This is a genomic window from Brevibacterium sp. CSND-B09 (genome assembly GCF_052906525.1).
This window is the reverse complement of the sequence record NZ_JBREGI010000001.1, coordinates 494143-506422: the sequence shown is the minus strand read 5'-3', so window position 1 is coordinate 506422 and position 12280 is coordinate 494143. Positions and strand designations below refer to the sequence as shown.

Annotated in this window: 9 protein-coding genes; 3 read left to right on the top strand and 6 right to left on the bottom strand. The window is 64.2% G+C overall.

The features are described from left to right. Positions 1-2: 2 nt before the first annotated feature. Complete coding sequence (locus ACU4IU_RS02495; RefSeq protein ID WP_139469632.1) at positions 3-1565, bottom strand: ABC transporter substrate-binding protein; 1563 nt, start codon at positions 1563-1565, stop codon at positions 3-5. A gap of 212 nt (positions 1566-1777) precedes the next feature. Next, positions 1778-3259 (bottom strand): malate:quinone oxidoreductase, encoded by a 1482-nt coding sequence (locus ACU4IU_RS02490; RefSeq protein WP_446655815.1) that lies wholly within the window; start codon positions 3257-3259, stop codon positions 1778-1780. A 64-nt stretch (positions 3260-3323) separates the two neighbouring features. On the opposite strand from ACU4IU_RS02490, the gene ACU4IU_RS02485 reads away from it, so the two are divergent. Next, on the top strand, positions 3324-4235 hold the full coding sequence (locus ACU4IU_RS02485) for a LysR family transcriptional regulator (protein WP_139469630.1): 912 nt from the start codon (positions 3324-3326) through the stop codon (positions 4233-4235). Between the two features lie 69 nt (positions 4236-4304). Here ACU4IU_RS02485 and ACU4IU_RS02480 read toward each other — a convergent pair whose 3' ends face one another. After that, complete coding sequence (locus ACU4IU_RS02480; RefSeq protein WP_139469629.1) at positions 4305-5225, bottom strand: LysR family transcriptional regulator; 921 nt, start codon at positions 5223-5225, stop codon at positions 4305-4307. Between the two features lie 113 nt (positions 5226-5338). Here ACU4IU_RS02480 and ACU4IU_RS02475 point away from each other — a divergent pair, with 113 nt between their 5' ends. Continuing rightward, positions 5339-6472 carry a PrpF domain-containing protein gene (locus ACU4IU_RS02475; protein ID WP_139469628.1) on the top strand — a complete coding sequence of 378 codons (1134 nt, stop codon included), beginning with the start codon at positions 5339-5341 and terminating at the stop codon, positions 6470-6472. 70 nt (positions 6473-6542) lie between these two features. Continuing rightward, positions 6543-7907: an SLC13 family permease gene (locus tag ACU4IU_RS02470; protein ID WP_139469627.1), complete on the top strand. Its 1365-nt coding sequence runs from the start codon at positions 6543-6545 to the stop codon at positions 7905-7907. A gap of 160 nt (positions 7908-8067) precedes the next feature. On the opposite strand, the gene ACU4IU_RS02465 is transcribed toward ACU4IU_RS02470, so the two are convergent. From ACU4IU_RS02465 to ACU4IU_RS02455, 3 genes are all read right to left on the bottom strand, one after another. Beyond that, complete coding sequence (locus tag ACU4IU_RS02465; protein ID WP_446655814.1) at positions 8068-10203, bottom strand: iron ABC transporter permease; 2136 nt, start codon at positions 10201-10203, stop codon at positions 8068-8070. Positions 10204-10206: 3 nt separating this feature from the next. Then, positions 10207-11250, bottom strand: coding sequence for an ABC transporter substrate-binding protein (locus ACU4IU_RS02460; RefSeq protein ID WP_446655813.1), 1044 nt, complete (start codon positions 11248-11250; stop codon positions 10207-10209). Positions 11251-11335: 85 nt separating this feature from the next. Next, a complete protein-coding gene (locus ACU4IU_RS02455) occupies positions 11336-12160 on the bottom strand; it encodes an ABC transporter ATP-binding protein (RefSeq protein WP_139469625.1) in 825 nt (274 codons plus the stop codon). Positions 12161-12280: the final 120 nt, after the last annotated feature.

Below are 12280 nucleotides of genomic sequence, written 5' to 3'. Positions count from 1 at the left end.
CCTCACTCTGCCTTTGCGAAGTCGAACGAGATGTCGGCGTTGGAGACGAACTTCTCAATGCTCGAACCGACGGCGACGGTGCTGACCGGCTGGACGAGCGGGATCCACACCGCGGTGTCGGTGGTCGCCTTGAACAGCTTCGCGTAGGCGGCATCGCGCGCATCACCCTTCGCCTTGGCAGCTTCGTCCGCAAGCTTCTTCAGCTTCGGGTCCTCGCTCCAGTTCACGCGATCGGCAACGTCGCCGCCGGGAATGAAGACGTTGTAGTTCGTCGGATCGGGGAAGTCCGCGCCCCAGGTTCCGATGCCCATCGGCTGTTTGGCAGAGCGGAAGCCGTCGAGCTGAGTCGAGCTCGGAGCAGGTTTGAGATCGAGGTTGATGCCGGCCTCCTTCAGCTGCGCCTGCAGGGTTTCGGCGAGCTGTGCGAGGTCGACTCCATTGACGGCCTGATCACTCGAATAGTGGAAGGGGACCTTCTCTCCGTCGTAGCCAGCCTCCTTCAGCAGCTTCTTCGCCTTCTCGAGGTCGCGTTCAGGAGCCTCGTCCTTCGGGACGGCACCGACGAACTCGTTCGGCACGAGACTGGCCATGCGCTGGGATCCCTTCCCTGCGAGGTCGATGAGTTTGTCGTAGTCGATCGCTGCCATGACGGCCTTGCGGAAGTTCGGGTCCGCTGCGGGGCCGCCGATCTTCTCATCGGCGTTGTTGAAGATGTAGAGGCTGCGAGTCGAGGGCAGGCTGGAGATCTTGCCCATCGACTCATCGATCTGCTTCGCCTGATCGGCGTTGAGGTCGTAGGCGACCTGCGCCTGGCCCGACTGGATGTCGGTCAGCTGCGTCTCTGCGGAGACATTGCGCAGGACCACTCGCTTGTACTTCGGTTCCGGACCGTTGTAATGCTCGTTCGCGGTCAGCACGACCTGGCTGTCGGCGTCGTACTTCTCCACCTTGTACGGTCCCGAGCCCTGTGAGTTCTCATTGAGGAACTGTTCGGCGCCGTCCTTCTCATCTGTGGTTCCCTCGTTCTCCTTGACCACCTTCGAATTGACGATGCCGATCGAGGAGTTGGGGAGGATGTAGGGCAGTGCAGGGTTGGGCTCTGCGCTGGTAAGCGTGACCGTCTTGTCGTCGACCTTCTTCACCTTGACCCCGTCGAGGAAGAACGAGGGGTTGCCCTTGATGCCCTGAAGGCGTTCGAAGGAGAAGACGATGTCGTCGGCGGTGACGGGATCGCCGTTGGAGAATTTCGCATCCTCGTCTTTGAGGGTCAGCGTCATCTCCTTGCTGTCCTCGGACATTTCGAATGAGCAGAGGCCATCGGTGGGCTTGGTGAGGTCACCGTCCTCGAATTCGAGCGCCGTCTGGTAGATGGCGCTGTCGATCGTCGAACCGGTGAACTCGAATTGTCGATGCGGGTCGATCGTCTTGAGGTTGAAGGCGGTCTCGGCCACGATCGTGTCGCCGGCGCCGCCGGCTTCGTCGGAGCCGCTGCCGCAGGCGGCGAGTCCGGCGGTCAGTGCGAGAGTGGAGCAGATTGCGACGAAATTGCGGGTCAGACGCCTCATGTGTGATCTCCCTAACAGTAAGTGTTGTGAGTCACATTAGAGTCGAAAGCCCTCCCATGCAATTCAACCTGCCACAAAGCTGTCGGATTTCCACTGTGCACTTCCGCCAACGGCACAAGCAGTGGAATGAGGTCTCTGATCTGCGGCTTATGTCGACAGGCGATTGCCTCGCCGTCCGCTGGCCGAGTACGCGCAGCGGAAGTCCGCGCGGGTCACGCGAAGTTGACCGGGGACAGGCCGAGCGCTCCATCGGTCGTGGCGTGGGAACGAGCGACCGCCTCGGCGGTCCAGTCGGTGCGATCGAGGTCGGGGACCGCCTCGGCGATCTGGGACCCCCAGCTGTCGTGCCATTGGGCGGGGAAGGCCTGCTTGAGCAGATCGACCATGATCGGCACCGCCGTCGATGCTCCGGGGGAGGCCCCGAGCAGACCCGCGATCGAGCCGTCGGCGGAGACGACGAGTTCGGTGCCCTGCTGCAGGACGCCGATCTTCTGCCGATCCGGTTTGACCAGCTGGGCCCTCTGCCCGGCCGGCAACAGGGCCCACTCATTGCGTCGGGCCAGGGGCAGATAGCGTCGCAGCTGCGCGAATTTCCGGGACGGGCTGGCGGCGAGCTCCTTGACGAGGAACGACACGAGACTGAGGTTCTGCAGACCGGCGGCCGCGATGACATGCAGGTTGTCAGGCCGCACCGTCGTGAAGAAGTCGGAGAGGCGACCGTGCTTGAGCAGCTTCGTGCTGAAGGTCGCGTAGGGGCCGAATAGCAGATGCTCCTTGCCGTCGACGACTCTGCGGTCCAGATGCGGCACCGACATCGGCGGGGCGCCCACATCGGCCTGACCATAGACCTTCGCATCATGGCGGGAGACGACCGACGGGGTCGAACACCGGTAGAAAGCGGCCCCGACCGGCAGGACGGCGTAGCCGCGGACTTCGGGGATCCTGGCTTTCTGCAGGAGTCGCAGCGCGAAGCCGCCGGCCCCGACGAACACGGTCTTCGCGTGCACGGCGAACGGTCCCGCCGGTGTCGATCCGCTGACCGTCCAGCCCGATGTGCGCGATTCGAGCCCGGTCACTGTGTGACCCGCTCGCACCTCGGTGGACCCGATGCTCAGCAGTGCCGAAGTCAGAGCGCCGAAATCGACATCGGTGCCGCGAGGGTGACGGGCCGCCGCCATGGGCTCGTCGCTGTCGGCTCGTCCCTCCATCGTCAGGGGAGCCCACCGGGCGATAGTGTCCGGATCCTCTGTGTACTCCATTGCGGAGAACAGCGGGTCGGCTTTCAGGGTGTCAACGCGTCGACGCAGGTAGGTGACGTCCGTGTCCCCGAAGACGAGGTTCATGTGTGGGGCCGAGTGGATGAATTCCGCTGGGTCGAGGAGCCCGAGTCGGACGAGATGGGCCCACCATTGGCGGGTGAGGTGGAATTGTCCGGCGATCTCTGCCGGTTTCGCGCCATCGGCGGGGTCAGGCATGTAGTTGAGTTCGCAGTACCCCGAATGCCCGGTGCCGGCATTGTTCCACGGGTCGCTGCTCTCTCCGGCGATGTCTTCGGCCTTCTCCAGAACGAGGATCCGCAGATCGGGATCGAGCAGAGTCAGCATCGAACCGAGAGTCGCGGACATGATGCCCGCGCCGATGAGGACGACATCGGCATCGGGCAGCTGGTCGGTGTGCTTGGGGTTCGCAGTCATATTCTCACCATGCGCCCCCATGAATCATCCGTCCAATGCGCGATCGGAACTGTATGATCCGAATATGGAACGATCATCCGAGTCCCGCGCGGCGCCGCTGACGGCGCTGCGGGAACTCGTCGAGCTGGCCGATCAGGACGGGCATCTGACCGAGGCCGCCGCCGCCCTCGGCATACCCCAATCCACGATGAGCCGACGTATCCGCGCCCTCGAAAGCCACCTCGGGGTGCCATTGACCGTTCCGCGCGGACGCGCCATCGGTCTGACGACGGCAGCGCTGGATCTCGTGGCTGCGGTGCGTGCCCCGCTGACGGAGATCGATGCGGCGCTAGCCGATCTCGCCGAGGTGGCCGATCCCGAGCACGGCACGATTCGGTTCGGATTTCCGCTGACGATGGGCGCCGGTGAGGTGCCCGACCTGCTCGCGGCTTTCAACCGGGCTCATCCTGGCATCCGCCTCGATCTCAAACAGGCCCACGGTGCCGAGCTCGTCGCTGATCTGCAGCGGGGCACTCTCGATCTGGCGATCATCATTCCGCCGCCGCCCGAGGTCAGCCACGAGGTGCTCGCACGACAGACGATCATCGCGGCGCTGCCCGATGTGCACCCGCTGGCAGGTGTCCGCAGCATCACCCTGGATCGGCTGGCAGACGAGGAATTCATCGCCACCCCTGCGAGTTACAACCTCCGGGTGCTGACCGACCGTTGGTGTCAGACCAGCGGATTCGATCCGGAGGTGAAGATCGAGGTCACAGAGTTCTCGACGATCCGCGAATTCGTCGGTCGTGGAATGGGCGTGGCATTGATCCCGCCCGCAGTGCGTCCGGTCGACGGAATCACCGAGGTGGCTCTGGACGGGGCCGAATACGTGCGTGAGATCGCGCTGTGTTCGGCTGTACGCCGGCCCGGCCGCGTCGTCGAGCGCCTGCGTGATTTCATCCGCGAGCACGCGGCCGCGTGGGCAATCGGGGGCTGAAGCGAAAGTGCGTACATCGTTGAGGCCGTCGCTTGTGAGGAAGCTCGGTCCTGGAGTCGGAGGGAGCTGCTAGGTCCGCCATTCCTTCGCGCTGGCGATCTTGCGGAATGCGCGAACCAGAGACAGCACGGCCGGTGATGGCACTCGTTCGGGCAGTTGGGAAAGGACGATGCGTCTCGGCGCTGGATTTCCTCTGATGGAGACGACCTTCACGTCGGGGCTATGAAAATGGACTGCAAGGCGAGGGGCGATGGCCACCCCCAGTCCGGCGGCGACCATGCCCAGAAGCTCTTGGTAGTCATTGGCCTCGAAGACGATGCGCGGCGCGAACCCGGCATCACTGCATATCCGTCCGAGCACCGAGGCCACGGGGTGGGAAGAGCGAGTGATCCATGGATTGTCCGCCACCTCTTTGAGCTCCACGACTCTGCGTCGTGCCAAGGCGTGAGTTGATGGCAGAAGCAGCATCGTGGGCTCTTTGAGCAGCGTCGTCGTCACGGGGATCTGGTCGTCGATCGGCGCCCAGGGGTAGTCCCACACTGTCGCGAGATCGACTTCGCGGCGTTCGAGCGCCTCTTGGATGCGGTCGAGACGGTAACTCTTGACCGTCACATCGAGGTCTGGATGCAGTTCATGGAAATGCTGAAGGATCTTCGGCATCACCGACGCGGCGAAGGTCGGAAATGTGGCAATCCGAACTTCGCCTCGGTCGAGCTGAGCAAACGCGGACATGTCGTTCCTTGCGGCCGTGAGCGCATTGTCGATGGTCGCCGCATAAGACGAGAGCTTGACTCCGGCATCTGTCAGGCGCATGCCCTTCGGGTGACGGACGACAAGCGGAAGGCCTACTTCGCGTTCCAGTTTGCTGATCTGCTGCGACACAGCCGAGGTCGATAACGCGAGTTCATCGGCGGCGGCGGAGAGGCTGCCTGTCCGAAAGACGAGAAGCAGCAGGAGGAGGCGGTCGACGTTGTAGGGCGCTGAACTCATAGTTTAAGCGTAGCTTATAGAGAGGTTACCAAGTGTTGATTGAACTTAACTAGACGATGTGAAAACTTGATGTTCGTCGTCGCAGACAGCGGCGATGGACCAAGGAGAAGCGAGTGGAAAGTCAGCTCCACGGACAGTGGTACAGAGGCGGAACGTCCAAGTGCTGGTTGTTCGCCAATGACGAGATGCCGGCGGACAGAGCTGGGATCGCGCAAGCCTTGTCTGCGGCCTTCGGGTCGGGAGATGACCGTCAGCTCAACGGAGTCGGTGGGGCTTCCTCGACGACCTCCAAGGCTGCCGTCATTTCGCCGTCGGCGATCCCCGGCATCGACGTCAGCTACCTGTTCGCGCAGGTCGGAATCGGCCGGTCGGCGGTCGAGTTCACGTCGAACTGCGGCAATTGCGCTTCGGCTGTCGCGCTCTACGCGGTCCAGAACGGATTGGTCCGACCTGGCGGCGAAGTCACTCCGGTGAGGATGGTGAATGAGAATACGCGTTCCGTCGTGGTCGCTCATGTAGCTACACCCGGAAAGAAGATTCCATCGAACGGCTCCGAAACGATACCGGGAAGCTCGATGCCGGGCATTCCGGTCAACGTCTTCTTCGAAAACGTCGACGGTGCTTCAACCGGCGAGCTGCTGCCGACCGGAGAGGCAGCCACCGAGGTGAGTTGCGACGGAGTTTCGATCACCGTCAGCTGCATCGACGCCGGTGCTCCGGCTTGCTTCGTCAGTGCCGCTGAGCTCGGACTGTCCGGGGCCGAGCCGACCGCGGAGATCCGTCTGAGACTCAATGAGCTCGTCGAGATTCGATCGGCCGCATCGAGGTCAATGGGACTGAGCGCCGAAGGCGAGGAGCCGAGCCCCGCCGTACCCAAGGTGGGCCTCATCGCGCCGCCGTCCGACTACACCAGCATCTCCGGAGAGAGGATCTCCGCCGGAGACTACGACATCTCTGCGCGGATGGTTTCGATGTTCGATCTGCATCCCGCAATCGGAATCACTTCGGCGATCGCCCTGGCACGGGCTTCATTCGTGGAAGGAAGTCTTGTCAATGACGTCATCGACAAGCGGGCTCTTCAGCACACCGACGCCGACGACGAGGTGGCTATCCGAATCGGCACCCCCGTCGGAGTCATCGTCTGTCGAGTTCAGCTCACCGGGTCGGGGCAAGTCGCTCGTCTCGGAGTCAGACGGGTGGCGCGGCGGATTGCCCACGCAGACATAGATCTGCCCCTGGTCTCATGAACGACCGTCCCTAGGAATACCTGAATCTTTTCAAGGAAGATCAGCTGACAATGAAGTTGGAGGAACACCCATGTCCCTAGTTCAGATACTCATGCTCGTGGTGCTGGTGGTGATGTTCATCGCCGCCACCAAATGGCCCATCAATATCGGGATCATGGGCCTCGTCGGGGCTTTCGTCTTCGGCACCTTCGTTTTCGGCATGGATGACAAGGAGATCCTTGAGGAGTTTCCCGCGAGCATCGTGCTGACGATCGTCGGCGTGACTTTCTTCTTCAGCATCGCCCAGAAGAACGGGACCATTAGGGTCCTCGTGGATCTGGCTATCCGCGCAGTCCGGGGTCGTATCAATATCGTGCCGTGGATCTTCTTCGTCGTCTCCTCGCTGCTGACAGCGATGGGCACATTCTCTCCCGCCGCAGTTGCTCTGCTGGCACCGGCAGCCATGGGCTTCTGTGCCTCGACCGGCTACAGCGGAGTAGTCATGGGAGCGATGGTCATCAACGGCGCACACGCCGGTGGGTTCTCACCGATCTCCGTGTCCGGAAACATTGTTCGTGACATTGCCGAGGCCAATGGCTTCGAGATCAACGGCGGGGCTCTCTTCCTCGCAGCCTATGTCATCAACTTGTTGGTCACTATTCTCACTGTCGTCGTGATGAAGGCCCTCGGGCGACTGCGTACAGTGCCCGACCCGGACAACCTTGAGAGTTGGGGAGCTCATGGAGACTCCGGTGTGGGAAGCAAAGGGCCCGACTCTGACGGTAGGATGCCTCGGCAGGGAAGCGGTTCTGGAACGGCAGTCGCAGTAGAGACCGAGGTGCGCACAGCGACATCGCCGATGACTCGTCAGGTGTGGCTGACCATAGGCCTCATCGTCGTCATGGTTGTCGGCGCGGTCGGATTCGAGCTGCCGATCGGCTTCCTCGGACTGGCGTGCGGACTCGTGCTGGCGTTCACCTCCTTGAAGAGCTCCGAGAACCTCGTCTCAGGAATCTCGTGGTCGACCGTCCTTCTGGTGTCGGGCATGATCGTCTATGTCAGCCTGCTCACCCACGCCGGCGTCATCGATTCGCTCTCGAAGATGGCGGTGGCAATTGGTGCTCCACTCATCGTCGCGATCGTCCTCTGCTACGTCATCGGAGTGAGTTCTGCCTTCGCATCCTCGACTGCGCTGCTCACCGCCCTGATTCCGATGTCCATCCCTCTGCTCGAGCAGAGTGCCCTCAGCGCGACAGCCGTCATGTCGGCGCTCGCGGTATCGGCGACGATCGTCGATGTCTCTCCGTTCTCGACAGACGGTGCGCTCATCATTGCCAACACACAGGGCGGCGAAGCCAAAACAATCTGGCGCGACCTCATGATCTACGCCGGGTTCGTCGTCCTCATCGCCCCGCTTCTTGCGTGGGCTCTGCTGGTGCCGACGGGAATCATCTGACAACCGAACGATACACAGGTCGCCGCCGAATGCCATCGTGACTCGGCGGCGACCTTTCATCTGCTGATCGTTACTCGGATCGGCTGGAGAGTGCACATCGAATTGCAAGGCGACCGGGCAGGCGAGGAGCAGCGCGGGACCTTGCGAGTCTCACGCAATGTCAGGCGCGGGTGCGTGCCAGCAGGTAGACGAAGTACGGGGCGCCGATGAGGGCGACGATGAGACCGGCCGGTATCTGCGCCGGAGCGATGACCGTGCGCCCCACGGCGTCGGCGACGACAAGGCCCACGGCACCGAGCAGCATCGCCGTGGGCACGGCCCGGATATGACGGGCGCCGACCAGAGCGCGCGCAGCGTGCGGGGCGACGAGGCCGATGAATCCGACGACGCCGACAGCCGATACGCTCACCGCAGCGAGCACGGCGGCAGTGATGAGCACCGCCAGACGCACCGGTTCACGCGGAACCCCGACCAGTCGTGGGGTGTCATCATCAAGGGCGAGCAGGTCGAGCTCGCGCGTCCACACGAACGCCAGCGGTACGGCGAGGAGCAGGGCGAGGGCGACCGGTGCGATATCCGCCCACGCCCTTCCGTACGTCGATCCGGACAGCCACGTGAAGAGGGCAGGCGTGTCCCAGGGATTCGCGCGGACGAGGAACAGTGTGGTCAGCGCGGTGAACCCGAACCACAGACCGATGCCGATGAGGACGAGACGATCGGTATTCATTCCGCCGCGCCACGAGAGCCCGTAGACGATGGCGAAGGCGACCAGGGCCCCCACGATGCCGACCCCGGAGACGAGACCGACCCCGGCGCCGGGGATGAGGGTGACGACGAAGACGGCACCCAGCCCGGCTCCACCCGTGATGCCGAGCAGGCCGGGTTCGGCCAGGGGGTTGCGTGCACTGGCCTGGACAAGGGTGCCGGAGAGTCCCAGCGCGGCACCGGCGGCCAGGGCAGCGGTGACCCTGGGCGCTCGTGAGTCGAAGGCGAAGTCGATGACGGGTGCCGCCCGGTCTTGGAACCACAGCAGCACATCGCCGAGGAGGTAGAACCGTTCCCCGGTGAGCAGACCGATCACGGCGACGAGGATGAGGACCACGACGCCGATGCCGATGACGAAGCCGGCCCGTCGCGGACCTACCACAGCCGAGTTCGCCGCCGAGGTGGCCGCGGCCGGTGATGCCGTGCGCATCGATCGCGCCAGAAGAACGAGCACGATCGCCCCGAGCACAGTCGTCGTCACTCCCGACGGGAGGGTGATCGCCTCGGTGGCGCCGACGATCGCGCGCAGCAGGGCATCGGCGACGATGACGATGATCGCACCGATGAGACCGGCGGTCGGAAAGAGCACGGCATGACGGCCGAGGCTCGGAACGACGCGGGCGAGGAGCCGGGCGATGACCGGGGCGCAGAGGCCGACGAAGCCGATCGGACCGGCCAGGGTCACCGCAGTGGCGGTGAGCATGACGGCGAGGAGGATCCCGATGGCCCGCGTCGACCTGACCGGAACCCCGAGCACCGAGGCGGCGTCGTCGCCGAGACCGAGCAGGTCCAGACGCCTCGACAGCAGGATCGCACCGCCGGCGATGACGGCGATGACGGGAATGCTGCGCAGGGCCGCGGTGCCATCGAGCTGATTGAGAGTGCCGGAACCCCAGGAGAAGAGGCTTGTCGTCTCTTCGGCGAAGAGGATGAGCAGAGTCGATGTCGCCGCCTGCAGCGCCATCGCCGTGGCCGTGCCCGCCAGCACGAGCCGAGTCGTCGAGGCTCCTGCGCCTCCGGCCAGGCCGAGGACCAGGGCTGCGGCAAGCAGGCCGCCGAGGAAGGCGACCCCTCCCGAGGCCCAGATCGGAATCGCAATGCCGAAGGCAGTGACCACGGTGACGGCGAAGTACGCACCGCCGGTGACCGCCAGCGTGTCCGGCGATGCCAAGGGGTTGCGCGCCAGCGATTGGAACAGGGCGCCGGCCACACCCAAGGCGAGGCCGACGAGGATGCCCGCCCCCACGCGCGGCAGCCGGGATCCGAGGAGGATGTCACGGGCACTGGGGCCATCCTCGGCGGGGGAGAGCGTGCCGGTCACGGCCGTGAACAGTTCCCTGATGCCGATGCCCGAGGTGCCCTGCGTGATATGCCAGGCGGAGGCGATGACGAGGACGGCAATGAGGCCGAGCAGTGCGGCGGCGGTCGACAGGGCACCGACGATTCCGCGGCCGCGGACCGGAACCATGGTCGGTTCCGGTGCCGCAGCCGTCTGCTGGGAGGTGTTCGGACGGGTCAGGGGAGAGGCCACGGTCTACTTGGTCAGTGCGTCGACGTAGGCGTCGAGGGCCTGCTCGGACGACTTGGGTCCGCCGAAGGTCCAAATGCCTGCCGGGAAGGCCGTGGTGCGGTCGTCCTTCACTGCGGGGATGTTCGCCCAGATGTCGTTCTTCTTCAGCAGCTCCACATAGTCCTCGGACTCAGGGTCCTCGGTCCCGGTGTAGAAGAAGTTCGCGTCACCGACCTTCGAGATGCCTTCGATATCGGTCTGGCCGAGTCCGTACGCGGGGTCGACCTCACCGGTCCACGCGTTCTTCAGGCCCAGTTCCTCGCCGAGTTCGCCGATGAGTGAACCCTGGCCGAAGGGACGCAGCGCCACATTCGAACCGTTGACCCAGCCGTCGAAGTAGACGAATTCGGTGGTGGCCGGGTCCGCCTCGGCGATGGCCTTCTTCGATTCTTCGAGCTTCGCATCGAAATCGCCGAGCACGGTGTCGGCGCGCTCGGTGCGACCGGTCGCCTCGGCGACGGTGGTGAACGTGTCCTTCATGTACTTGACGGGATCCTTGCCGTCGGCGCCGGCCATTGCCATCACAGGGATTCCCTGCTTCTCGAGCTGACCGACGATCTTGTCCTTGCGGTTCGTCGTTTCGATGATGACGAGATCCGGATCGGCCGACAGGATCGATTCGACGTTGGGTTCCTGGCGAGTGCCGACGTCGGTGGTGGAGTCGGGCAGCTTCTCTGCCGTGTCCCAGGCGGTGAAGCCCTTCGCATCGGCGACGGCGGCGGGATCGACGCAGAGCGAGAGAAGATCCTCGGTGTACTGCCATTCGAGAGAGACGACCTTCGCCGCCGGCTTGTCCAGTTCGATCTCGTGGCCGGTGTCGTCGGTGACGGTCACCGGATCCGCCGAGGTGGTGCTCGAGTCGTCCGCGCACGATGCGGAGGTCTGTCCCTTCGCATCAGCAGGGGCGTCGGTATCGGTGGTGCCGCACCCGGTCAGGGCCAGTGCGCAGACCGCCGTTGCCGAGGCGAAGGCGGCGAACGAGGTGCGTGACAGAGGTGTTCTGGTCATGGTGTTCTTTCTGTGAACCGATCGGCGATCGGAGATGAGGTGGTGCGATTTCTGGGTGTGACTGTCAGAAGGTGCGGTGGGGTGCTCAGAGAGCTGCGGCCGGGCGACGAGTCCGTCGGTGGAGGGCTTCGACCCGGACCAGGCCGGTGTCGGCATCGATCCGGGTCGAGATGGGCAGCCCGTAGACCTCGCTCAGCGTCTCGGCGGTGAAGACGTCTTCGCAGGTGCCGACCGAGCGGATGCGGCCCTGTTCGAGCAGGACCACGTGATCGGCGACGGTGGCGGCATGTTCGAGGTCATGGAGGACGACGCCGACGGCGATGGAGTGGTCGTCGGCGAGTTCGCGCATGAGGTCGAGGATCTCCGACTGGTAGCGCAGGTCGAGATGGTTCGTCGGTTCGTCGAGCAGGAGGACTCCGGTGTCCTGGGCCAGACAGGTCGCCAACCAGACGCGTTGGAGCTCGCCGCCGGAGAGCTGGTCGACCGGACGGTCGGCCATCGCCATGGTGCCGGTGAGGGAGAGGCCGCGATCGATGGCAGCGCGATCGACGTCGGTGAGCCCGGCGAAGCGCTTACGGTGCGGATGGCGGCCGAAGGTGACGATCTCACGGACACTGAGGCCCGACGGGTGCGGGCGCGACTGGGACAGCAGGGTGACGAACCGGGCGAACTCTCTGGCCGTCAGAGTGCTTGATGGAGTGTCTGCGTCGGCCTCGGTGATGACGACGTCGCCCGAGGTGATCGGGTGCAGCCGGGCCAGTGAGCGCAGGACGGTGGACTTGCCCGACCCATTGGGTCCGAGCAGGGCGGTGACCCGTCCGGGGACGATCGTCAGGCTCACGTCATGGACGACCTCGGTGCGGTCGTAGCCCAGATTGAGGCCGGTGGCAGTCAGTGCAATCGCATTCACAAATGTTTAGCCTAACCTAAGTCAGCGGTTGAGGGTATCTGTGTGGTGCAGAACACCCGCGTCAGTGCCTGCCGATAGTGTGGGCCTGCGACCGTAGGATGGGACCGATTGAGGAGGAGC